General features: G+C 43.9%; 29 protein-coding genes. 19 read left to right on the top strand and 10 right to left on the bottom strand.

Annotated features, from left to right (window positions below):
* Positions 1–67: 67 nt before the first annotated feature.
* A complete protein-coding gene (locus WQ57_RS26080; protein ID WP_084820133.1) occupies positions 68–268 on the bottom strand; it encodes a YlaI family protein in 201 nt (66 codons plus the stop codon).
* A 143-nt stretch (positions 269–411) separates the two neighbouring features.
* On the opposite strand from WQ57_RS26080, the gene WQ57_RS03135 reads away from it, so the two are divergent.
* The gene (locus WQ57_RS03135; protein ID WP_046522270.1) at positions 412–867 is read left to right on the top strand and encodes a pyridoxamine 5'-phosphate oxidase family protein; all 456 of its coding nucleotides are present in this window, start codon (positions 412–414) and stop codon (positions 865–867) included.
* A gap of 81 nt (positions 868–948) precedes the next feature.
* Here WQ57_RS03135 and WQ57_RS03130 read toward each other — a convergent pair whose 3' ends face one another.
* Positions 949–1,584, bottom strand: coding sequence for a YhcN/YlaJ family sporulation lipoprotein (locus WQ57_RS03130; RefSeq protein WP_046522269.1), 636 nt, complete (start codon positions 1,582–1,584; stop codon positions 949–951).
* A gap of 193 nt (positions 1,585–1,777) precedes the next feature.
* Here WQ57_RS03130 and WQ57_RS03125 point away from each other — a divergent pair, with 193 nt between their 5' ends.
* Positions 1,778–3,115: a PhoH family protein gene (locus WQ57_RS03125; RefSeq protein WP_046522268.1), complete on the top strand. Its 1,338-nt coding sequence runs from the start codon at positions 1,778–1,780 to the stop codon at positions 3,113–3,115.
* Between the two features lie 240 nt (positions 3,116–3,355).
* Here the strand turns inward: WQ57_RS03125 and WQ57_RS03120 are convergent, their stop codons facing one another.
* The gene (locus WQ57_RS03120; RefSeq protein ID WP_046522267.1) at positions 3,356–3,853 is read right to left on the bottom strand and encodes a molybdopterin-binding protein; all 498 of its coding nucleotides are present in this window, start codon (positions 3,851–3,853) and stop codon (positions 3,356–3,358) included.
* A gap of 194 nt (positions 3,854–4,047) precedes the next feature.
* Between WQ57_RS03120 and WQ57_RS03115 the strand changes: the two genes are divergently transcribed.
* Both WQ57_RS03115 and WQ57_RS03110 read left to right on the top strand, forming a co-directional pair.
* Entirely contained in the window at positions 4,048–4,329 is a 282-nt protein-coding gene (locus WQ57_RS03115) for an Fpa/YlaN family protein (RefSeq protein WP_046522266.1), read from the top strand.
* 125 nt (positions 4,330–4,454) lie between these two features.
* Positions 4,455–5,654: an FtsW/RodA/SpoVE family cell cycle protein gene (locus WQ57_RS03110; protein ID WP_046522265.1), complete on the top strand. Its 1,200-nt coding sequence runs from the start codon at positions 4,455–4,457 to the stop codon at positions 5,652–5,654.
* A 47-nt stretch (positions 5,655–5,701) separates the two neighbouring features.
* On the opposite strand, the gene WQ57_RS03105 is transcribed toward WQ57_RS03110, so the two are convergent.
* Positions 5,702–6,667, bottom strand: coding sequence for a COX15/CtaA family protein (locus tag WQ57_RS03105; protein WP_046522264.1), 966 nt, complete (start codon positions 6,665–6,667; stop codon positions 5,702–5,704).
* 621 nt (positions 6,668–7,288) lie between these two features.
* Here WQ57_RS03105 and cyoE point away from each other — a divergent pair.
* The 8 genes from cyoE to WQ57_RS03065 all read left to right on the top strand — a co-directional run bounded on the left by cyoE (position 7,289) and on the right by WQ57_RS03065 (position 15,231).
* Positions 7,289–8,227: a heme o synthase gene (gene cyoE / locus WQ57_RS03100; RefSeq protein WP_046522263.1), complete on the top strand. Its 939-nt coding sequence runs from the start codon at positions 7,289–7,291 to the stop codon at positions 8,225–8,227.
* Between the two features lie 112 nt (positions 8,228–8,339).
* The gene (gene coxB / locus WQ57_RS03095) at positions 8,340–9,407 is read left to right on the top strand and encodes a cytochrome c oxidase subunit II (protein ID WP_046522262.1); all 1,068 of its coding nucleotides are present in this window, start codon (positions 8,340–8,342) and stop codon (positions 9,405–9,407) included.
* 25 nt (positions 9,408–9,432) lie between these two features.
* Entirely contained in the window at positions 9,433–11,301 is a 1,869-nt protein-coding gene (ctaD, locus tag WQ57_RS03090) for a cytochrome c oxidase subunit I (RefSeq protein WP_046522261.1), read from the top strand.
* On the top strand, positions 11,301–11,930 hold the full coding sequence (locus WQ57_RS03085) for a cytochrome (ubi)quinol oxidase subunit III (RefSeq protein WP_046522260.1): 630 nt from the start codon (positions 11,301–11,303) through the stop codon (positions 11,928–11,930). The genes ctaD and WQ57_RS03085 overlap by 1 nt, the downstream gene beginning before the upstream one ends.
* Position 11,931: 1 nt before the next feature.
* A complete protein-coding gene (gene ctaF / locus WQ57_RS03080; RefSeq protein WP_046522259.1) occupies positions 11,932–12,267 on the top strand; it encodes a cytochrome c oxidase subunit IVB in 336 nt (111 codons plus the stop codon).
* Between the two features lie 245 nt (positions 12,268–12,512).
* Positions 12,513–13,424, top strand: coding sequence for a cytochrome c oxidase assembly factor CtaG (gene ctaG, locus WQ57_RS03075; protein WP_046522258.1), 912 nt, complete (start codon positions 12,513–12,515; stop codon positions 13,422–13,424).
* Positions 13,425–13,464: 40 nt separating this feature from the next.
* Complete coding sequence (locus WQ57_RS03070; protein ID WP_046522257.1) at positions 13,465–13,929, top strand: DUF420 domain-containing protein; 465 nt, start codon at positions 13,465–13,467, stop codon at positions 13,927–13,929.
* A gap of 126 nt (positions 13,930–14,055) precedes the next feature.
* Complete coding sequence (locus WQ57_RS03065) at positions 14,056–15,231, top strand: GNAT family N-acetyltransferase (RefSeq protein ID WP_046522256.1); 1,176 nt, start codon at positions 14,056–14,058, stop codon at positions 15,229–15,231.
* 59 nt (positions 15,232–15,290) lie between these two features.
* Here WQ57_RS03065 and ytvI read toward each other — a convergent pair whose 3' ends face one another.
* On the bottom strand, positions 15,291–16,349 hold the full coding sequence (gene ytvI, locus WQ57_RS03060; protein ID WP_046522255.1) for a sporulation integral membrane protein YtvI: 1,059 nt from the start codon (positions 16,347–16,349) through the stop codon (positions 15,291–15,293).
* Positions 16,350–16,581: 232 nt separating this feature from the next.
* A complete protein-coding gene (locus WQ57_RS03055; RefSeq protein WP_046522254.1) occupies positions 16,582–16,944 on the bottom strand; it encodes a YugN family protein in 363 nt (120 codons plus the stop codon).
* A 168-nt stretch (positions 16,945–17,112) separates the two neighbouring features.
* Between WQ57_RS03055 and WQ57_RS03050 the strand changes: the two genes are divergently transcribed.
* Positions 17,113–17,544 (top strand): CBS domain-containing protein, encoded by a 432-nt coding sequence (locus tag WQ57_RS03050; protein ID WP_156183038.1) that lies wholly within the window; start codon positions 17,113–17,115, stop codon positions 17,542–17,544.
* An 89-nt stretch (positions 17,545–17,633) separates the two neighbouring features.
* Here WQ57_RS03050 and WQ57_RS03045 read toward each other — a convergent pair whose 3' ends face one another.
* A complete protein-coding gene (locus WQ57_RS03045) occupies positions 17,634–17,990 on the bottom strand; it encodes a hypothetical protein (protein WP_046522253.1) in 357 nt (118 codons plus the stop codon).
* A 158-nt stretch (positions 17,991–18,148) separates the two neighbouring features.
* Between WQ57_RS03045 and ylbD the strand changes: the two genes are divergently transcribed.
* From ylbD to WQ57_RS03025, 4 genes are all read left to right on the top strand, one after another.
* Positions 18,149–18,556, top strand: a complete 408-nt coding sequence (gene ylbD, locus WQ57_RS03040; protein WP_420912370.1) for a YlbD family protein — start codon at positions 18,149–18,151, stop codon at positions 18,554–18,556.
* Positions 18,557–18,569: 13 nt separating this feature from the next.
* Complete coding sequence (locus WQ57_RS03035) at positions 18,570–18,809, top strand: YlbE-like family protein (protein WP_046522251.1); 240 nt, start codon at positions 18,570–18,572, stop codon at positions 18,807–18,809.
* Between the two features lie 78 nt (positions 18,810–18,887).
* Entirely contained in the window at positions 18,888–19,331 is a 444-nt protein-coding gene (locus WQ57_RS03030; protein ID WP_046522250.1) for a YlbF/YmcA family competence regulator, read from the top strand.
* A 105-nt stretch (positions 19,332–19,436) separates the two neighbouring features.
* Positions 19,437–19,712, top strand: a complete 276-nt coding sequence (locus WQ57_RS03025; RefSeq protein ID WP_046522249.1) for a YlbG family protein — start codon at positions 19,437–19,439, stop codon at positions 19,710–19,712.
* A gap of 98 nt (positions 19,713–19,810) precedes the next feature.
* On the opposite strand, the gene WQ57_RS03020 is transcribed toward WQ57_RS03025, so the two are convergent.
* Complete coding sequence (locus WQ57_RS03020) at positions 19,811–20,200, bottom strand: DUF7147 family protein (protein WP_046522294.1); 390 nt, start codon at positions 20,198–20,200, stop codon at positions 19,811–19,813.
* 419 nt (positions 20,201–20,619) lie between these two features.
* On the opposite strand from WQ57_RS03020, the gene rsmD reads away from it, so the two are divergent.
* Both rsmD and coaD read left to right on the top strand, forming a co-directional pair.
* The gene (gene rsmD / locus WQ57_RS03015) at positions 20,620–21,204 is read left to right on the top strand and encodes a 16S rRNA (guanine(966)-N(2))-methyltransferase RsmD (protein ID WP_046522248.1); all 585 of its coding nucleotides are present in this window, start codon (positions 20,620–20,622) and stop codon (positions 21,202–21,204) included.
* Positions 21,197–21,676, top strand: a complete 480-nt coding sequence (gene coaD, locus WQ57_RS03010; RefSeq protein WP_046522247.1) for a pantetheine-phosphate adenylyltransferase — start codon at positions 21,197–21,199, stop codon at positions 21,674–21,676. The genes rsmD and coaD overlap by 8 nt, the downstream gene beginning before the upstream one ends.
* 70 nt (positions 21,677–21,746) lie before the next feature.
* Here the strand turns inward: coaD and ylbJ are convergent, their stop codons facing one another.
* Together ylbJ and WQ57_RS26485 are read right to left on the bottom strand one after the other, a co-directional pair.
* Positions 21,747–22,967: a sporulation integral membrane protein YlbJ gene (gene ylbJ / locus WQ57_RS03005; RefSeq protein ID WP_046522246.1), complete on the bottom strand. Its 1,221-nt coding sequence runs from the start codon at positions 22,965–22,967 to the stop codon at positions 21,747–21,749.
* A gap of 14 nt (positions 22,968–22,981) precedes the next feature.
* On the bottom strand, positions 22,982–23,122 hold the full coding sequence (locus WQ57_RS26485; protein ID WP_156183037.1) for a hypothetical protein: 141 nt from the start codon (positions 23,120–23,122) through the stop codon (positions 22,982–22,984).
* Positions 23,123–23,174: the final 52 nt, after the last annotated feature.

Genomic DNA, 23,174 nt, shown 5'->3' with positions numbered 1-23,174 from the left:
CAAGCGCCTTTCTTATCATGTAAAAAACCAGTGTGCCGCCGCACACTGGTTTTTTGTCATGTCATCATTACCATTCATTGTTTTCCGCAGGGGATCTGTACAGTCGGAAGTTGCCAGTTGCCATGCGTTTCTTCGTGTTTGCTGCTATCCGTTCGTGGCACGGGTTGCACATGTAGGTATGAATGGGCCTGTTCCTGAGCTGTTTGGCCTGTAGTGTGTCATCATTTATGGACTCAATTTTATCGCATATTACGCACTTTACTCTCAAAATTTTCACCTCATGCTTCGGTTCTATTATTTGCTGATATCTATTATAGTATATCACCTGAGTGCATGGAATCGAGAATAACACATAATTTGCCCTTCCGCTTTTGCCGTAGTAAGATGAGATTAGTGTAAGGAGGAAGGATAATGGCGAATGAAGTGGAAACAAAACTGACAAAAGCATTATTCGATGAATTACAGTCTGAACGGTTTGTAACGATTGCGACAATTGACCATGAAACAGGGGGACCCAATGTCAGTGCCATCTCCTGGCTATTGGCCAAGGATGAGCAGACAATCCTTATTGCAGTAGATTCCCGCTCTCGCATCATTGAAAATATCAAGGAAAATAACAAGGCAGCCATTAGCCTGATTGCCAACGAATCCACTTTTTCGATCCAGGGGAGCGCGGCGGTTAAAGAAGAGAAGCTAAGCGGTATCCCACTAAAAATGTCACTCGTTGAAATGAAGATTGAAGAAGTTCGGGATGTTATGTTTTACGGTTCAAAAATAGTGACCGAGCCTGGTTATGATAAAACGTATGATAAAGAAGCCGCATCCCGGCTGGACAGACAAATAATGGAGGCCATGAGAAAAGCTTAGCCCCGCTGGACTAAGCTTTTTTTTATGCAGAAAACCGGCCCCGCGCCCTTGATTAGGTCCGGAAAACCGTAAGAAATATAGTTATTGGGGCTGATTCTGCCGGTTAGACTCCTGTTTTCCGCTTGGATTGTTATTCATGTGTTGTTTTGATTGCCGGTCCTGTTTCTGTTCAAGGTTCTGCTGCTCCTGGTTATCCAGCTTTCCGTCTGGCTGCTGCGGGGCTTTATCGGAATGAGGGTCAATAAGGTCTGCAGGTACTTCCGGCATCAGCCTTCCAGTAATATCGGCCAGTTCGTTCAGGATTCCCTGCAATGGCCTGCCAACCCGAAAATCCTCCGCAACTTCCCTCAGCCTTGCATTCATGTCAGGGTCAGCAATAATGATGGCTCCAGCTCCATGCGGGTCATCCTTCATGCTTTCGGCAACTGAATATTTAATGGACCCAACTTCGGAACGTTCCAGGTTGGCGTCCACATCTATGCCTATTACCGCTACATTGCCGATGACGATGGCTGTAGCGTTCTCTACATCTGGAACCCTTTCGGCAAGCTGTGCGAGGTAATTGGCCTTATCGACATCTTGCTGTCTGTCTTCATGTTCAATTGCTGTGTTCTTAACGCCAACCCTGTCATCTTGCTGCTCCCTGGCTGTATTGTTGCCGGCTCCGCAGCCTGCCGTCAACAGAATCAATGTAAAAATCATTAATACATGTTTCATCCTGAGCACCCCTTTTATCATATTGTAAAGAGACCTGGTTTCCCGAGTAAGAAAATTGGTTAACAAAATGATTCGCCTACAAGGTATTGTGCAAAATCCAGTCTATCTTTATACCGAAAAACATATATTTTACCAAAGTCCCCGCCGATGGTGGTTTGGCGGCCCATAAATCAGGAGCGTAGGAGGCAGAAATTTGACAAAAATATACGTACTTGACACTAACGTCCTGCTGCAGGACCCACATGCCATTTTTTCCTTCCAGGATAATGAAGTAGTCATTCCAGCAGTGGTTCTTGAAGAGGTGGATTCAAAAAAACGGTATATGGATGAGATTGGGCGAAATGCCAGGCAGGTGTCCAGGCTTATTGACGGGCTAAGGGAGACAGGGAAGCTGCATGAGAGAATACTCCTTGAAAGTGGGGGGACATTGAGAATTGAACTTAACCACCGTTCCTTTCATCAGCTTCAGGAGATTTTTGTTGAAAAAACCAATGATAACCGGATCCTTGCTGTAGCCAAGAACCTCTCTTTGGAAGAGCAGACAAAGGAAGCGGGAAGGCCAGTTATCCTTGTCAGCAAGGATGCTCTTGTAAGGGTGAAAGCAGATGCAATCGGCCTGACTTCAGAGGATTTCTTAAGCGACAGGGTGGTGGAAAGGGACGATCTTCATACGGGGTTCACGGAAGTATATGTAGAAACATCTCTGCTGAACAAGTTTTATGAGAAAGGCGAACTTACCCTCGGAGAAGTGGCTAGCCAACCCTTTTATCCTAATCAGTTTGTGCTGTTAAGAGACCTTCTTGGCAGTTCCGCTTCAGGGATTGGAATTGTGGACAAGAAGAAGAAATATTTGCGAAAATTAATTTTTGACCACGAAGCAAAACAAATTTGGGGAATAAGGGCGCGGAACGTCCAACAGGTAATGGCCCTCGAACTGCTGCTTCGGACAGATTTGCCATTAGTGACGCTAACCGGGAGAGCCGGTACAGGCAAAACGCTCCTGGCGCTTGCCACCGGGCTATACCAGACGGAGGATATGGGCAGATACAAAAAGCTTTTGGTGGCCAGGCCGATTGTTCCGGTAGGAAAGGATCTTGGGTTCCTTCCCGGGGAAAAACAGGAAAAACTGCGGCCGTGGATGCAGCCGATATTTGACAATCTGGAGTTTTTATTCAACACGAAAAAGCCAGGTGAGCTGGATGCGATATTGGCTGGCATGGGATCAATTGAGGTAGAGGCACTGACCTATATAAGGGGTAGAAGCATTCCTGATCAGTTTATCATTATTGATGAAGCGCAAAATCTGACAAAACACGAAATCAAAACCATTTTGACACGTGTTGGCGAGGGAAGCAAAATCGTGCTCATGGGAGATCCGGATCAAATTGACCACCCTTACTTGGATGCCTATAACAATGGGCTTACATACGTGGTCGAGAAGTTCAAGAATCAGGAAATTTCAGGCCATGTAAAGCTGGTGAAGGGGGAAAGGTCTGCACTTGCCCAGCTGGCGGCAGACCTCCTCAAATAAACGGACTGGCTTCAGTCCGTTTATTCAAATAGAGATATACGGTTCTGCTCCTAGATAACTGTCCAGCTCCAGCGCCCAGCCCCTCGAGGTCATAAGCCACTCCAAAATTGAAGGCAAAGGACGCCTTCTATTCTGGAGCGTCTTATGCTGGTCGGGGCTGAGCATTAAGGGAAGCTTCTATGAATAAGCATCTCAGGAACAATCCGCCTTTAGATTGTTCCGAAGGCGCTTGCGCTTTTCTTATTTAATCCGAAATTGCCTGACATGTTTGACTGGATTATCCTTGTTGGATCCATCGCCATAATAGACATGGACAGGCCCGTCTTCGGTCAGCGGCTTACCGTCTTTGGAAAAGCCAAGTATGATATTATAGGCTTCCTCCAAAGGCAATTCTGTTTCACCTTCGGCATGTTCTATGACTAAATGGGATGCATCCGCTGTTATACCTGCGTTATTCAGGAAAGGTTTAAGCGGAATGCCGAAAGTTCCCTCCAGGATTTTTTGCTTTTCATACTTTTTTTCGCTTTTGAGTGTGGGCGGGAATACTGCTCCCTCCATGATTTCCCTGTCCCAATGGGCAGAAATCGATTTTGTATAACGTTCAAGTTCGTCATCTGCCTCCTCCGGGTTTTGGAAATATGTATCCAGGTCGGCTTTCCTGTCATCAAAGATCCAGACGCCAGGATCCAGTGTGATGGGATAAGTAACTTTTCCGCGAATCGGTATAATTGTCTCCATGATTGTGCTCCCTTCATAAAAAACGACTAAGGTAGATAACTTAAGTATAACGGTAATGCAGGGAATTGTCATTTTCACTGAAATCAGGAAGGTCAAATTAAGTTCATGAATATTTAATAGTCTTGCTTTTTTACGGATTAACCGGTAAAATTTATAGAAGGATTGGGTTATGCTCGGAAACGGGGGGATCAATGTTGGCGTCCGAAATGATCGTTAATCATCAGGAGAAAGCCCAGGCCATATTGAAGGCCGACGCTGATAAAATATTAAAACTTATTAAAGTACAGATGGATAACCTCACAATGCCCCAATGTCCTCTCTATGAAGAGGTTCTGGATACGCAAATGTTTGGATTATCAAGGGAAATAGATTTTGCCGTTAGATTAGGTTTAATTGAAGAGTCGGAAGGGAAACAAATCCTGGGTGAGCTGGAACGCGAACTATCAGCCCTTCATGAAGCTTCTACGCGTAAATAGGACGCTTAAAACTCAAACAGTTCAATGGAATTGTTTGAGTTTTTTTGTCAACTTCCATTTTCATGGTAGGAAATTCACAGCATTGGTAGAATAGTTAAAACAACTTGGAAGATGGGGAAGAGACGATGTTCAAAAAAATTGTACGATCCTATGATTACTCCTTAATCATTGTTATTGCCCTCTTATCTTTATTCGGGCTTGTCATGGTTTACAGTGCAAGTCTGGTGACGTGGCACGGTGTACCGAGTGACTTTTTTTACGAGAAACAAAAGATCAATTTGCTTATGGCAGCCGTTGTGTTCGTTTTTATGGCCCTGTTTCCGTATAAGGCCATGAAGAGCACAAAGATCCTCCTTCCGATGGTGATGGCGTCTTTGATAGGGCTTTGCGTCCTGTTTGTGGTCGGCAAGGTAGCGGGCAATGCACTCAGCTGGATTGAGGTTGGTGCCCGGAGCATACAGCCTTCCGAGTTTGCCAAGCTTAGCGTCATCATCTACTTATCGGCTGTATATGCGAAGAAACAATCCTACATAAATGAATTCAACAAAGGGGTTGTGCCTCCGCTTGTGTATTTGTCCCTAGTCTGCCTGCTCGTTGCGGTACAGCCCGACTTCGGTACAGCCGGTATTATATTCCTGATTGCTTCGACGATTATTCTGTCTTCTGGCATGAATTTGAAAAACATTATTAGACTGATCCTTATTGTTTTCTGTGTAGTAGCCCCTATGGCTGTTCTGATGCAAAATGAAATTTTTTCCGAAAAACGGATGGCCAGGCTGACCTCCTATAGTGATCCTTTTTCTGACGAGGCGGATACCGGCTACCAGCTGGCCAACTCCTATTATGCGATTGGCTCGGGAGGCATTACAGGACTTGGGTTGGGTCAGGGTGTGCAGAAGCTGGGCTACCTGCCCGAGGCTCATACAGACTTCATTATTGCGGTGATTTCGGAAGAACTTGGGATATTCGGAGTGGGGTTTGTGGTTCTTAGCCTGGCCTTCATTGTATTAAGAGGCATTTTAATTGCCCTCAAGTGTAAAGACCCGTTTGGGAGTCTATTGGCCATAGGCATTTCCAGCATGATTGGAATTCAGTCGTTCATTAACCTTGGCGGAGCAACAGGGATTATCCCGTTAACAGGCGTTACACTTCCTTTTGTCAGTTACGGAGGATCTTCCCTTCTTCAGATGGCCGTTGCGATGGGGATACTTGTCAATGTTTCCATGTTTGTGAAGTTTGAGGAAAAATATAAACACCAAAAAGAGGGGGAAGAGCCAAAGCCTGCCCCAGCCACGTGGCAAGGCGGTTTCAGGGTGAAGTCCTAGTTTGCATAAATTAGTCATAAAAAAAGCTGCCGAATGGCAGCTCTTTTTTATTGAGTAGGCGTAATGATTTTGGTATTTGGTACGCTCTCCGCTGATTGGCCTGTAAGCACAGCGTTTCTTTTGTTTCTTGAAAGCAGAAGGATCATGTAGCTCAGGACTCCGAAGAGGCAGGAAATAAAGAACGCGTGTGCCAAGGCAATATAAAGGTTGAGCCTTGTGAAAATTACCAGCGCTCCGGCAATAACCTGCAGCGAAACGAGGATGAATGATATAACCCAAGCCCAGTAAATCACTTTCTGGTGTTTATAATGGCGCACTGCCAGGATAGTGACATAGGAAATCCAGATAAATATCAGTCCTGCAGCACCCCGGTGGCCCATTTGAACCCATTCATACATATTTTCAGGAAATCCTGGAGCCGTGTTCACGCAAAGAGGCCAGTCAGGGCAGACAAGGCTTGCATTAGTATGGCGGACCAGCGCACCAGTATAAACGACAATGTAACTGTATACAGTTATTCCAATGATATGAAAGGACATTCTCTTATCAATCACAAGGCTCTTGGCATCGAACTTTTTGTCTACTTCAAAAATCAGCAAGGTCAAAAGCAGTACAGCTGCGAAAGAAATAAGCGATATTCCGAAATGGAGAGCGAGGATGAAGTCATTCTGTCCCCAAACAACAGCAGCCGCGCCAATCAATCCTTGAAGAAGGATAAAGAAGAAGGAAAGAAATGCAAGAAACTTTGTCTCGCGAATATGCCCAATTGATTTCCATGTCCAGATAGAGAGGACAAGCACCATGATTCCAAGGGCCCCGGAGACAAGGCGGTGTGCAAATTCAATTACAAGTTCCGGTGTGATTTCGGAAGGTATAAGCTCTCCATTGCAAAGCGGCCAGGAGCGGCCGCATCCCATGCCGGAATCGGTCTTGGTCACAAGTGCACCGCCGAGCAATACGAAGAGCATGCCGATCGTTGTGAGGACGGCAAGCCATTTTAAGGATCGTTTCAATTTAGTCACCTGCTTGTTTAGTAATTCGATGAGTTGTCATATGGTCCGTATGCAATTATAATGAATGTTGATGTGTTTGAAGGAGTCCGTCCCTATCCATCATATCGAGTTTTCGAATAAAAGGACAAGGAAGTTAGGCTCCATACTTATCGATAGTACACAATCCCGCGGTATTATTCAATACTCAAATATAGGGATGGCCGAGTCAAAAGAGTTGCTTGTTTCTCCCAGTTTTGATAGTAATAAGGTAAACAGGGAGGATAGGCTGGAAACTAAAAATGAATAATACTTAAGAAAGTTAAATATTATTGGAAAATACATAATTTTCACCGGCATAAATATTAGTTTTAATAGATGTTCTCTTCTAATGAAGGAGGAAAATTGACTCAGGCTTTACAGGCAGCTGCATTTAACCGTCTTGTCACAAAACATCTACATTTTGTTCAAAAAAAATTCACAAAAACTAGTTAAAGTGTGATTTAATATACATCAGGAGTGTTTATTTTTCTACGCAAACATTTATCACCTTTTCCATGATGAATATAGTAATAACTAGCTTAGTGTACGTATAGATGGCTAGACCTTTTGTGGAGTTATATTTGATATAAAGGAGGATATAGAATGTCGAGTCCGAAAGCCTACAGCGAAGCTGTGGTGGATGGCGGCCCAAAGACCCTTGAAGCAGGTGTCGGCGAAACTTCTGCATGGAAGGATTTCCTTGCCCTGATTAAAATCGGCATTGTTAATTCCAATGCAATAACAACCTTTACAGGGGTTTGGCTCGCGCTCCATTTCAGTGGTTTGCGCTTCCTGGATAATCTGGATATTGTATTTCTGACCTTGATTGGATCATCCCTGATTATTGCCGGGTCATGCAGCTTGAATAATTATATTGACCGTGACATCGATCATTTGATGGAAAGAACGAAAGGGCGACCTACAGTCACCGGGAAAGTGGAGCCTGTAAAAGTAATGGTGCTCGGTTTCCTGCTGGTTGGAATTGGTTCACTTCTTCTTTTCATGACCACTGTAACGGCAGGTGTCATTGGATTGATTGGCGTTTTCAGCTATGTTGTCCTCTACTCGATGTGGTCCAAACGCCTGCATGTCTCGAATACGATTGTCGGAAGCGTCTCTGGTGCAGTTCCCCCATTAATTGGGTGGGCCGCTGTTGACGGGAATCTTGACGTCATGGCCTGGGTGCTGTTTCTCATTATGTTCATTTGGCAGCCGCCACATTTCTATGCACTTGCGATGAGAAGGGCGGAGGAATACCGTGCAGCAAACATTCCAATGCTTCCAGTGGTTAAAGGATTCAAAAAGACAAAACAATCGATTGTTTTGTGGGTTACAGCCCTGCTGCCGCTGCCGTTCCTGCTAACAGAACTGGGGATTCCGTTCCTTGTGCTGGCAACAGCGTTGAATATTGGCTGGCTGGCCCTGGGAGTGTATGCCCGAAAGTTTAAGGATGATATAATATGGGCGAAACTGATGTTTGTCTATTCCCTGCAATATCTCACGATTCTTTTCGTTGCAATGGTGATTGTCACCTTGATTTAACACACATAAGTTAGGACTTTCTCTTCGGGTCCATCCTGGAGAGAATTTATCCATATATTATTTTCAGAATCATATAATGAATTCTTTACGAAAGAGGGGTTTGAAGAAAATTATGAAAAGGCTTGCGAAATGGCGTCTGCTACCGTTATTTGCAGTGATGGCCCTTTTGGCCGGCTGCGGAGAACCTTTTCTGTCTGCACTGCAGCCAGCGGGTGAAGTTGCTCAATTGCAATTTGATCTCATGTTGCTCAGTACAGCCATCATGGTTGGGGTTATCGTAATCGTAACTGTATTATTTATCATTGCTATCACTCGTTTCCGCCGGAAGAGCGAGAATGAGATCCCAAAACAGGTGGAAGGCAGCCATAAACTTGAAATCATTTGGACTGCCATCCCGATTCTTTTGGTTTTCGTTCTGGCCATTCCGACTGTCGCAGCTACATTTAAGCTCGCCGATGTGTCTCCGATGGACGAGAAGAACGAGGATGGAAAAACCGATGCATTGGTCGTCAATGTCCGTGCGAACCTTTACTGGTGGGAGTTTGAATATCCAAATGAGGAGATTGTCACCAGCCAGGATTTGATTGTCCCTACAGATGAAAAAGTTTATTTCAACTTGATCGCATCCGATGTTAAGCACTCATTCTGGATTCCTTCTGTTGGCGGAAAAATGGATACGAACACTGAAAACATCAATCGCTTCTGGCTGAACTTCGATGATGCAGCAGCCGATGAAGCGGGGAGGATTTTCTATGGGAAATGTGCCGAGCTTTGCGGACCTTCCCATGCATTGATGGACTTTAAGGTCAAGGCGCTTCCACGTGCCGAATTTGACCAGTGGGTAACAGATATGAAAGCGGTGACTGAGCCTGTACAGGCTGAGACAGCAGAAGCACAAGCTGGACAGGAAGTCTTCAACAACAGCTGTATCGGCTGCCATGCTGTAACACCTGCAAATACAACTCCTGAGGCAGCCCGGATGGGTCCAAACCTCACCGACTTTGGAAACCGCACACTAGTTGCCGGTATACTTGAAAACAATGAAGAAAACATAAAAAAATGGCTTAAAGACCCTGAAGCAATCAAGCCAGGAAACAAGATGACAGGCAAATACGACCTGTCCGACGAAGAGATTGATGCGGTTACTGAATACCTAATGGGCTTAAAGGTCCAAGAATAATAGGGGACTTAAGGGAGGTAAAACTGTGAGTACCTATGCTCAGAAAAAAGGAGTTGGCGCTGTAATATGGGACTACCTGACAACGGTAGACCATAAAAAAATCGCCATTCTTTACTTGATTGCCGGTGGATTCTTCTTCCTCCTTGGTGGATTGGAAGCAATGTTCATCCGGATCCAGCTTGCAATACCGAACAATAACTTTGTAAGCGCGGGTCTTTATAACGAAATCCTTACTATGCATGGAACAACAATGATTTTCCTTGCTGCCATGCCGCTTTTATTTGCATTTATGAATGCTGTCATGCCGCTCCAAATCGGTGCGCGTGACGTGGCGTTCCCGTTCCTTAACTCGCTGGGTTTCTGGCTGTTTTTCTTTGGCGGAATCTTCCTTAACCTTTCATGGTTCCTTGGCGGAGCGCCTGATGCAGGCTGGACATCCTATGCTTCGCTTTCCTTGGCATCAGAAGGGCATGGAATCGATTTTTATGCACTGGGGCTGCAGATTGCAGGTTTTGGAACACTTATCGGAGGGATTAACTTCCTCGTAACAATCATTAACATGCGTGCGCCGGGGATGACCTATATGCGCATGCCGCTGTTCACATGGTCTACTTTTGTAGCATCAGCACTCATTTTGTTCGCGTTCCCTCCATTAACGATCGGTGTATTCTTTTTGACGTTTGACCGCATGTTCGGAGCGAACTTCTTCGACCATACAATGGGCGGAAATACTATTATTTGGGAACACCTTTTCTGGATTTTCGGGCACCCTGAAGTGTATATTCTCATCTTGCCTTCTTTCGGAATTTTCTCGGAAATATTTGCGACATTCTCTAGAAAACGTCTTTTCGGATATTCATCCATGGTGTTCGCTACAGTCCTGATTGGATTCCTTGGTTTCATGGTCTGGGCTCACCATATGTTCACAACTGGCCTTGGACCGATTGCGAACGCGATTTTTGCTGTAGCAACAATGGCCATCGCCGTGCCGACAGGTATTAAAATTTTCAACTGGATTTTTACAATGTGGGGCGGAAGCATTAAGTTCACAACCCCAATGCTGTATGCTGTTGCATTTATTCCTTCTTTCGTTATGGGAGGAGTAACCGGGGTTATGCTCGGTGCGGCTGCTGCAGACTACCAGTATCACGATACTTACTTTGTTGTCGCACACTTCCACTATGTTATCGTCGGTGGTGTAGTATTCGCATTGCTTGCAGGAACACATTTTTACTGGCCGAAAATGTTTGGTACGATGCTAAATGAGCTTTTGGGTAAAATAACCTTCTGGCTATTCCTGATAGGTTTCCATCTTACTTTCTTTATCCAGCATTTCCTTGGGCTGATAGGTATGCCTCGCCGTATCTTTACATTCCTGCCAGGACAGGGGCTGGAAACTGGAAACCTCATCTCGACAATTGGGGCCTTTTTAATGGCTGTTGCTACGATTGTACTTCTTGTCAATATTGTTATTACCAGTGTGAAAAACGTTAAGGTTGGCAATGACCCATGGGGCGATGGCCGTACTCTTGAGTGGGCTCTTCCATCCCCGCCGCCATTCTACAACTTTAAGCAGCTTCCATTGGTACGCGGTTTGGACCCTTACTGGATTGAAAAAATGAATGGGAACAAAGAAATGACACCGGCCGAACCAATTGGCGATATCCATATGCCGAATAATTCGTTCATCCCATTCATGATTTCCTTAGGATTATTCATTGCCGCTTTTGGTGTGATGTACCGTGTTGATCATGCCTGGGGTCTTCCTGTATTGATTGCCGGTTTGGCCATCACGTTCGGTTCGATGATGGTACGTTCGATAAAGGATGACCATGGCTATCATATCCATAAAGAAGATTTACTCGAAGATGAAGATAAGGGGGTTAAGGCATAATGCAAGCTGAAGAAAAATTCACACCTGAAACATGGCCTGCGTCGCCTGAAAAATCTACCCTTGAAGCGAAAAACAAATTTTTGGGCTTTTGGTTGTTCCTGGGCGGAGAGACGGTGCTGTTTGCCACTCTCTTCGCGACCTACCTTGCACTGAAGGATAAGGTTCCGGGTACCGACCATGCACTTGCGAAAGACCTATTCGAAATGCCGCTGGTATTTTTGATGACGATGATTCTATTAACGAGTTCTTTGACAAGTGTGTACGCTATGTACCATATGAAAAATTTCGATTTTAAGAAGATGCAGCTTTGGCTGGGGATAACAGTATTGCTTGGATTTGCATTCCTTGGGCTGGAAATCTATGAGTTTAATCATTATGTTCATGAGTTCCACCATACATTTACAAGCAGTGCTTTTGGTTCTGCGTTCTATACACTTGTAGGCTTTCACGGAGCACACGTTGCTTTTGGTCTTGCATGGTTCATTACCTTGATGGTGCGTAACTCCAAGCGCGGACTTGACCTCTATACGGCACCAAAATTCTATGTTGCCAGCCTTTACTGGCATTTTATCGACGTAGTTTGGGTATTTATCTTTACAGTCGTATATCTAATGGGAATGGTGGGATAATATGGCGAATCAACAACCAACTACCGGTAACCCAAGAGTTGATATCGAATACCGGCGCAGGAAGAATGCAGAGGAAATGAGATACCAGGTTATCACGTTCTCTCTCATGATTTTCCTGACGCTGATGGCGTTCGCTGCAGTGGGCTTCGGCGACTTTTCAAGCTGGTTTATTGCTCCGTTTATCATTCTCTTGGCTGTTGTCCAGGTAATTTTCCAATTGTATTATTTTATGCACATGAGTCATAAAGGCCATGAGGCAGTGCAGCTTTTCCTCTATTCAGGGGTTCTAGTGGCTGCTGTGACCATTCTGGCTTTCACGACAATCATCTGGTGGTAATCTATTATTTCCTAGGAAAAAATCGGCTGTTAACCGGCCGGTTTTTTCTTCGTTTTATAAAAAAGGCAAGCGCCATGATAGAAACGGGAGCGGGACGTTTAGCCAAGGTAACCGGCTTAAAACTTGTAATGTAAGCTTTGGAAGTTTTTTCATCCTTTTAAAAGATAGGTGCTTTCATTGCGGTGCTGCAGCCGGAAAAGGTATAATGAAAATAATGCTTCCTTATTTCCTATGAGGTGATAATTATGTTTTCTCTTGATCTTTTTGGTTTTCGGGCCAATTGGAGCCCTTTTTATTTGCTGGCTCTCATGTTGATTCTGGCTGCCTACTATCTGATTGTCCTTAAGCACTATCGAAGGTTCGATGGAGGAACACGAGGAACCAAAAAACAGATTGCGTTCTTTACGGTGGGAATCGTCCTGCTTTATGTGGTGAAGGGGTCGCCGCTTGATTTATTAGGACATATCACGTTTTACGCCCACATGATTCAAATGGCAGCACTATACCTGATAATCCCACCGTTCCTTATCCTTGGCATGCCCAATTGGCTTTGGAGAAGCGTTTTAAATAAACCGGTCATTAAGCCGATCTTTGCGTTTATGACCAAACCGCTTATTGCCCTGGTTTTATTTAATGGATTCTTTTCCTTCTACCATATCCCATTAATTTTTGATGTGGTGAAAACCGATATGTGGCTTCATGCAGCCTATACTACCATGCTATTCGTCTTTGCCATCGCCATGTGGTGGCCGCTGCTAAATGTTCTGCCTGAGCACCAGACATTATCCGGGTTGAAAAAGGTTGGCTATATTTTTGCCGATGGTGTTTTAATCACACCTGCCTGTGCTTTGATTATCTTTGCAAACACTTCCCTTTACGCTACCTTTTCAGATCCTCAGGCATGGGCTCAAGCGCTTGAACTTTGTGTACCTGCATCAACCTTGGCAGGATTGAACCTGAGCGGCCCGGAAATGTTCAGTTCCCTTTCACTGCTGGAAGATCAGCAGCTCGGAGGGGTACTAATGAAGATAATCCAGGAAATCGTCTATGGTGTTGTCCTGGCTCATGCCTTTTTCTCATGGTACCGAAGCGAACAGGAAAATGAACCGGCTGAAGATGAATATACCATGTATCAGGCGCCAAGACCTGCAGAATAAAAAACAGAAATAGATATTCAATAGAGAGAGGAAAATGAGTATGCAAAACCTTCCTGTCCTTCCTACCCTCAGTACAACATTTATTGTAATAAGCGCAATTTGTGTTGCAATTGGCTGGTGGCAAATCTCGCAGCGCAAACTGGACGCACATAAGAAAACAATGACGCTTGCCGGTATTTTTGCTGTCATATTCTTTGTCATTTATGCTTCCCGGACCATTTTTATTGGAAATACATCGTTCGGGGGCCCTGATGACATTAAAATTTACTATACGTTATTTCTGATTTTCCATATTACCCTTGCTACCAGTGGTGCTGTACTGGGAATCATTTCCCTGTGGAGCGGGTATAAGAACAGATTGATTCTTCACCGGAGACTAGGCCCAATAACGAGCATTGTCTGGTTTTTCACTGCCATCACAGGCGTAATCGTCTATTTCCTTTTGTATGTTCTTTATAAGGGTGGAGAGACAACTTCCCTAATAAAAGCTATTTTGGGGAGCTGATTTTGGACCGTGAAATGCTGCCATGAGGCAGCATTTTTTATTTATAAGGTTAGGCTGCATTCAGAAGGAAATGAATGGCCAGACAACGAATCTGTCAGAGAGAATAAATGCCAGGGAGGAAACCGTATGGAGATAAAGAGACTTCAGGAGGAGGATTTTGAGAGAGCGATAAAGCTTTCCGAGTATGCATTTCAATATGACGTCCCTCCTGACCAAATCGAAAAGAGAAAAGAAATGTTGAAGAAGCACCACATACTCGGGATTTGGGAAAGAGAAGACCTTGCTGCCAAGCTTCATATCCTTCCATTAAAAGTTTGGATTGGAAGCAAAGAGTGGGAAATGGGCGGGATTGCCGGAGTGGCGACTTACCCTGAGTACAGGCGTCAAGGACATGTAAGGGAATTGATTAGCGAAGCTTTGAGGGAAATGAAGGGAAAAGGACAGTCCATATCCTTCCTGCATCCTTTTGACATAGGTTTCTACCGGAGGTTTGGCTGGGAAATCATTTCCGACTATAAAAAAGTGACCATTGAAAAAGGCAGCTTACGCATGATTAAAGAAGCAGGTGGAGGAAGCATAAAAAGGCTGACAAAGGCTTCACATAATCATGACATAGAGGCAGTCTATGACCAATATGCCCAGAGGTATTCCTGCATGCTAGTTCGTCCCCGGGATTGGTGGCTTGACCATGTATATCATGATTTGACAGCCGCGGTGTATTATGACGAACATGAGGAACCTAAAGGGTATGTATTATATAAACTAAAAAACAATCTGTTGAATGTTCATGAATATGTTGCTGTCGATCATATTGCCCGCATACAGTTATGGAATTTTATTTGCCAGCATGATTCCATGGTGGATAAGGTTGAAGTGACTACTTCCGTTTATGATCCGTTGCCGTTTTTTCTGGGGCACCCAAAACAAAAAGTTGAACTTTCTCCATATTTTATGGGCAGGATTGTGGATGCCATATCATTTTTGAATCAGTATCCGTTTCTGGAAACAAATCAGCAAGTCTTCCTCCATGTTTCGGACGAGGCAGCCCCTTGGAATACGGGCACCTATTTGATAGCGGACGGCGAAGTGAAATTCTTCGGGCCTAAAGCTGGCAGCCAATGCACCTATCCTCCACAGAAAGGGCTCCGCTTAACCATTAACTCATTAAGCGCCTTGCTTTTGGGATACAGGAATATGGAAGAGCAGTCGGAGATGGGGGAAATACTAGGATCGGAATCGGATATCCAGGCCTTCAGCCGTAAATTACCCTCGTTCTCTTCATTTTTTTACGACTTCTTTTAAAGAAAAAAGCCGAAATCGGGAATTAACCCGGTTCGGCTTTTCTTGCAAAATAAGGCCGTTTAAATTGTAAAATTGGTTTTGAACATTCCGGCTTCCTTGGCGGAATTAAAGATGATCACGAGCATGGGGCCGATTATAAAGCCTGCAGCACCAAGGATTTTAAGGCCAAGGTACATTGAAATAAAAGTGGGCAGCGGGGACAGTCCTATATGTGTTCCCATGACTTTGGGTTCGACGGTACGCCTGATTACCAGAAGGATTAAAGCGAGAATGGCCAGCTTTGTACCGAGGACAATGTCTCCCGTCAAAAGATGAAATGCTGCCCATGGGCCTAATATGATGATGGAGCCAAGAATCGGAATGAAATCGATCAGCCATATTACCAATGACATGACTAAGGCTACTTCAGGCAAAATAAGCCATAACCCAAACAAAGATACGATGAAAATAATCACACTGACAAGGAATTGAGCCTTAAAGAAACCAACGCCGACACTTGATAGGCGGGATGTTATGAAATTTACCTTTTCGGCCGTTTTTATATGGAGGTGCCCATAGAATTTTTCCCTCAGCCGAGGTAAATCAAGCAAAAAGAGAAACAATGCGATTACATAGAAAAGGAAGTTTATCAGAAAATTAGGGATATGGGTGAGCAATGCCTTTAAATTGTCAATATTGATAAATGCAAGCAGATAGTTTCTCACACTAATGAGAAATTCTTCCCCACGGACATTTATTTCATTGATAATTTCATCGGGGAGTTCCTTGGCGGCATCAACAAACTGCTCTTGGGCCTCAGCCCAAAGACTGGTTAGATCATTTATATATTGAGGAGCATTCTCTGTTATGCTGATTGCTTCAGAAATGACCTTGGTCGTTATAATGTATCCTGTTAAGCCAAGCATGGCGAGAAAGGCAGTAAAGACAATGATGACAGCAAATTTCCTGCCCATCCTGCTTCTCTTTTGCAGAGACCGGACAGCAGGTTCAAGAATCAGGGCAGTTATGAAAGCAAAGATAAGCGGAACCGATACCGGAAGGATTATGTATCCCATTAAGGCAATCAGCAAAACAGCCAATAGAACGAGCAAAGACTTCTTCGTGAAAAATCTGGACAACGAAAACTCCCTTTCTGAGCGCAAGACAATTGCGGATAGATTGTATGAACCATTTAATTATATTATGCATCCGGCACGATAAACAATGAAAAACAGGAAGATTTGATTTCTTTCTGAAAAAGTGTAATAAAGAAAAGGATATGATACATTCATGGAATAGAAAAAAGACGCATTGTTCTGCGTCTTTTTTTCCGAAATAAGAAATTTGGCCTGAATAAGCAGCTTTTCTTATTTATTGCTGCGCGAATGGTTCAATTTTGGATTTAATGTCGCTCAGAAGCTTTTCGCATTGGGATACCAGGGTTTTGGGGAAATGCTCTCCCTCTCCATATTCCACACCATGCGGATAATAATGCTTTCCAAGAAGCGGGTCCATCAATTGGATGACAGCTTTGTGCGCTCCTACATCTCCTTCTACCGTGTACCCTTGAATACGCAGGTAGTACCGGCCTTCCTTAAGATCAAATAAGCGGTCATATGTAACACGGTCATAATCCCACTGTCCTTCGCGGACTAATCCATGGTCAGACATGACTTCGTCCAGGCGATTCAAATCGGCCTTTAAATTTTCCAATCCGGTTTTTTCAAATTTCATCCTAATCCCTCCTAAAAACACATACCAGCACGTGCCGTATATCCACATATCACAGTATCAATAATAGTAGAAATAATCAGAAGTTGCAATGTCTAACCCAAGCATAAATTTTAATTTAAAAGAGAACCATAATAGAAGTAAAGAACGCTAGTAAAGGAGTTGATTGGATTGGGAGAAATCCGTAAAATCATGACCTCCAATATCGAAGCATGCACTATGCTTGATAATGTTTTCGAGGTCGCAGTGAAAATGAAGGAAAATGATGTCGGAGCTATTCCGATTGTTGATGGTGAAACACTCGTAGGCATGATTACGGACAGGGATATCGTGGTGCGCGGTGTCGCGGAAAAGAAACCAGGTTCCTCCAAGGTTGAGGAAATCATGAGCAGCCAGCTGGTAACAGTTTCGCCGGAGACGTCTGCCGATGAAGCGGCAAGACTAATGGCTGAGCATCAAATCCGGCGCCTTCCTGTTGTGGAAGGAAACAGGCTGGTTGGTATCGTTTCTCTTGGCGATCTTGCACTAAACCCGCAAAGTGACAGCCAGGCGGAAATTGCCTTAACGGAAATTTCGGAGCATGATCAAACAAATCTTCAATAGGAGTATGTACGTCATCAAGTCGAACCTTGTGAAGGGCAGATTCACAAGGTTTGGTCAACAGTAAAGGAGCGGAGGAGCGTCCTCCGCTTTTACGTACAGATTATAATCCTGTTAATCCGGAAAGATCCTGTTTTCCAGTTTCCATAAAGGACCACGCTTTCACCAATTCTGACCTGTGGAATGTCCACTTCCCTGGTTAGCGGGGTTACTTTTTGGCAAAAGAAGATGTTTTTCCCAGATTGGATTTTAATAGTGAGCACATGGTTAAAACGATGATAATAGAAGCGCTCTTTCTCCACTTGTACTTCAAGGACTGTTCCCTGTATAAATGATTCCTCCGGAATGGAAGCGAGGGCTATCCATTCTGCTTCGTTTTTCTTCATTTCCTTTCTGGTCACCCAATAAAAATACAGGAAGATTGCAGGAATAAGAATTGCTGTTACCATTTTGACCACCAATGTCCTATTGTTTATAAATAATAACTCTCTGGAGAATGTGCTTCTTTTTTCATTTTACCAATCCCATTACTGGATTCATTGTATCATGAATCACCTTTTCTATAGCAAAACATAGAGTATTATAGGCAAATGCGTGAGATGGGGTGATGATGATGGCAGGCAAAGAACTGCATCCTTCCGTGAAGAAGTTCAAGGAATTTGTCAAAGGAAATCCCAAAATAATCCAGGAAGTAAGGGACGGAAAAGCTACATGGCAGGAACTTTATGAAGAGTGGTATTTACTCGGCGAGGAAGATGAGCGGTGGGACCCTTATCGCGAAGGAGAAAGGGTCAAGGAAGGGAAAGCGGCTGGTGAAAAAGAGGGTGACTGGATGTCCAAAATGATTACCGCATTTAAAGGCATGGATCCCGACCAAATTCAGGGTCAAATCTACAATATTAGCCAGGCAATCGCAGCTGTCCAGGGGGTGCTTGCGCAATTTACTGGGGGCCAGGCCTCATCAGGGCCGGGCAAAGAAGGAAGCCGTCACCCATTCGAATTCAGAAAGGATTAGGAGACTGAAAAAGATGAGAAAAGATGTGCTCGAACGGATTCAGCAGCGAAAGGACCTTCAGGAATTCATCAGGATCCAGCCCCATTGGTACCGGAAGCTTTCCCGTGATCCAAGGGAGCTTGAGGCAATGGAAATCGCTGCGCTGCATTTTTATGAACGTACGATTCCGCACCAGGTTCAAAAATTCACAAACGGAGTCCAAATGGCTTCAATGATGATGCAAATGTTCACAAATATGAATTCTCAATCTTAGAGCTTCTTTCATGTTAAGGAAGCTTCTTTTATTTTTACTCCCTTCTATGTTAAAATATGATACGGAGGTGAGCGAAGCGTGCTTGCTACTATAGAAAGGATCGAGATTCTCGATACAGCGGATGAGCTCGTTCGAATGATTTTAGACTCAGATATAGCCGAAAACTATCGGCTGTGTTTATATAATTTAAAGTCCAGCAAGGAAACACAAGGAAAGATCAGGGCTTTTTCGGCCATGAAGGATCGATATGAAGAAGTACAGCGGTTTGGAAAATACCATCCTGATTATAAGGAAGTAATGGGGCAGATCAGGCAGTTGAAAAGGGAAGTGGATTTGGATGAAAATGTATCTGAATTCAAAAAAGCTGAAAACGACCTTCAAGGCCTTCTTGATGAGATTAGTGTCATGATTGGAAGATCCGTTTCGAAAAACGTTAAGGTACCTACAGGAAATCCATTTTTTGATAGTGGTTCTTCCTGTGGCGGCGGCTGTGGAAGCGGTGGAAGCTGTGGCTGTTCTTAAAAAGCATGGATGATTCCATGCTTTTTTCTTCCAGCCAAGATTGTAAAAAGTAGGTTTTATATGCTAGACTATGTAGAAGCAAACGTTTTCTGAAGGGGAAAAAATATGATAGGTCAAAGACAGGGAATCATCATTTGGCTTTATTCTTTAAAGCAAGCCAAAATGTTAAGAAGATTTGGAAACGTCCACTATGTTTCCCGGAAACTAAAATATGTTGTTCTTTATTGCAATATGGAAGACACAGAAGCCTTGATCCAAAAAATCAGCTCGTATTCCTTTGTCAAAAAAGCAGAGCCTTCCTATAAACCGTTTTTAAAAATGGAATATGAAAATTCTGCTCCCGACAAAGCAAAAGAGTACGATTACAAGATGGGTATATAAAAGCGGAGCGCCTTGGCGTTCCGCTTTTTTTTTGAGGTTTCCGGCCCAACTCGGCCATACGCGGGGTGTGAAAGATGTCTCCGCCGGTTTCTGTATTATTACTGAAGGGGCGGAATATACCGGTTCATCCGCAGGATGCCAATCAAGTGCTGGTAGTATAGCTCTTTATCCGGAAACATGGTGGATGGTTTTACATCAAGCTCAATGATTTGTTTTCCAAGTTCGCCTGCCGTTTGCATAAATAAGTCAAAGCGCTTATTTGGCAGTTTTTTAGGGTTTGGTATTCCTTCCCTGCATACGTATAGGGCCTGGAACTTACCTGGGTCTGTTGGATGAAGAATGACAACCGGGGAGATTACTTCTTTTCCGTTAATCTCAGTCTGCAGCACCATCAGATGTGCAAGCCGGTGCTGGTTCGCTTTGGCAGTCTGAATAAGCTCGTAAATATCTGCGTATCCTTCACCCAATTCTATAAAACGTTGAATCACATTTGCTCCTCCTTTTCCTCCATTAATTAATGTAGCATTTTCTACACTAAAAATGAAGAAGGCTAAAAGACAAAAAGAAAAACCCTGCATCACATGCAGGGCCCCTTCTATATCCATATGGAAAGAAGGCAAAGGGAGAGGAGAAACCGGAGGAAGAACTTATGGGGAAACGTAAGTCTTCTCCGCGGTTGGCAACAACATCCTCAAATGATGTTGTTACAGTCATTATTTCCATAATGGGAATGCTTATACCCTCTTTACCGATTTTTTTCCACAAGGGGCGAATGGCCAGAATAGGAATGCAGGATAATATACAGGAGATCTAACTTCCCAAATTGCTTTAGGATGTCTGAACTAATAGAAGTTTATGGATATCTGTGGTAGGATAAAAAAAGCAATTTGTTTAAGGAGCATGGATAATGAGAGTAGTATCAGGAAACTTGAAGGGCCGTTATTTGAAAGCGGTACCGGGGAATTCCACAAGGCCTACCACCGATAAAGTGAAGGAAGCCATCTTCAATATGATTGGACCATACTTTTCCGGCGGACTTGGACTGGACCTGTTTGCCGGCAGCGGTAGCCTTGGCATTGAGGCATTAAGCAGGGGCCTGGACAAGGTTATCTTTGTGGATATGGATCGCAAGGCTGTTCAGGTCATCAATGAAAATGTCAGGGACTTCGGCTTGGAAGGCAAATCCGAAATATACCGGAATGAAGCTTCTAGAGCTTTGAAAGCCATTATAAAAAGAGAACTGAGTTTTGATTATATTTTTCTTGACCCACCGTATAAAAAGCAGCAGCTGTTAAAACTGGTCGATTTAATCAGCAGCCATCATTTGCTGAAGGATGAGGGAGCCATTGTCTGTGAACATGGTTCCGATATCCAGCTTCCGGAAAGTATTGGCGGCTTGTTGCAAACCAGGCATGAGGAATATGGAATTATTGGCATCTCTATTTATAAATATAAACAATTATTGGATGAAGAGGGGGATCATAATGGCTAGCATTGCTGTATGTCCGGGAAGTTTCGACCCCATTACATATGGGCATTTGGACATTATTACCAGGGGAGCGAAAGTGTTTGATGAGGTATATATATCAGTACTTAATAATTCCTCCAAACGGCCATTGTTCACAGTAGAAGAAAGAATGGAACTGATCAGGAAAGTAACAAAGGACCTTCCAAACGTAAAAGTGGACACATTCCATGGACTTTTGGTTGAATATGCGGAAAGTGTAAATGCCAATGCGATTATCAGGGGATTAAGAGCTGTTTCCGATTTTGAATATGAAATGCAGATAACCTCGATGAACCGCTTGTTGAATGATAAAATTGAAACCTTTTTCATTATGACAAATAACCAGTACTCCTTCCTCAGTTCAAGCATTGTCAAGGAAGTGGCACAGTATCACGGGGAAATTTCGGAACTGGTTCCTCCCGAAGTGGAGATGGCTCTGAAGGAAAAATTCAAGTAACCGTTAAGAACACAAAAGACGAGCTCCAATAGAAGCTCGTTTTTTGTGTTCTTATCCTGCTGGCCATGCCTCAATTATGTCCCATTCTTTTCATATAGATAAAAATATAAAGAATCAGCGAGCCTAAAGTGACCAATGGACCAACGGAAGAGAGGGTCAAATAAATTTCTGCCATCCTTGTACCTTCTTCCGCCAGTCTGTTCATCACCGGAAACGCATTGGATGGGGACTCGGATTGAAAAAATCGCTGATAAACTGGCTCCCACAGAAGCAAGGCATACACCCCGGCAAACAGGCCGTGGAGAATCCGGGCTGCAAAAAACGGCTGAAAGCGTATGTCGGTTTGAGCAAGGATGCTGGCTACCTGAGCCTGTACGCTAAACCCGCTGAAGCCAAGGATGAAGCTGGTCACTACAGCTTGCTGCATTAAGGTTGCCTCCTGAACCTGGCTGGTCATCTGGCTTCCCATCGTGATTTCGAATATCCCTGAGATAAAAGGCATGCTCAGCATTTGTGTTAATCCAAGGATGCTTAATAATAGCTCAACGAATCCTGCTAAAAAGGCAGTGAAATGTAAAAGATACAGCAATTTGTTGATGACCGAAAATAAAATGATGAAACCGCCGATCATCAATAATGTCTGGATGGACGACATTACGGCATCGCCAAGCAATTTCCCGATTGGCCGGTTATCCTTTATCCTCGTTCTGTGAAGAGCTCTTAGCGCTTCAGCTATTTTTAATGTATTTCCTCCGGATTTGCCAGGCAGTTCCTCACGACCTCCATGGAACCTCATGACTAGTCCGACCGTAATGTTCCCAAGGTAATGGGCAAGAGCAAGAATCACTCCAAGCTGGGCATTGTAAAAAAAGCCGACAGAAACCGCACCAAAGATAAAAAGGGGGTTGGATGAATTTGTGAATGATACCAGCCTCTCTGCCTCAATTTTAGTAAGCTGCTTTTCCTGTCTCAACCTTGCTGTCAGTTTGGCACCGGAAGGGTAGCCGGAAGCCATTCCCATCGCCCAGACAAACCCTCCGACACCGGGTACACGAAAAAGAGGCCTCATCAACGGTTCAAGAAGTACACCTATGAATTTCACAACTCCGAAACCAATCAGCAGCTCCGAAACGATAAAAAAAGGCAGCAGGGAAGGAAACACAATCTCCCACCACATATTAAGGCCCCTGATGGAAGCATCAAACGATTCCTGCGGATAGACGATCATAGAGCCTGCAATCACTGTGATTGATACCGCCAGGAATATCGTTTTTATTTTTGACTTAATCACCCAACATCCTCCCCTCAGGTAAATGGCTGTGAAACAACGTCAAACAGTGATAAAATAAAAATAATATCCGGCCATTTGGCGGCGCACATTACATGCGGGAATAAACCTTTTTTCATGGCGATGCCAAGGTTTTCATAATTCGGTCTTGTCCTCATAAACCAATATACTCACGGGTATGCAAAATAGACCAATTCTCTTGAATACAAC

Source organism: Mesobacillus campisalis, assembly GCF_000986785.1.
GTDB classification, from domain to species: Bacteria; Bacillota; Bacilli; order Bacillales; family Cytobacillaceae; genus Mesobacillus_B; species Mesobacillus_B campisalis.
Note: the sequence above shows the minus strand (reverse complement) of the source record. Positions and strands in the feature narration are given on the sequence as shown.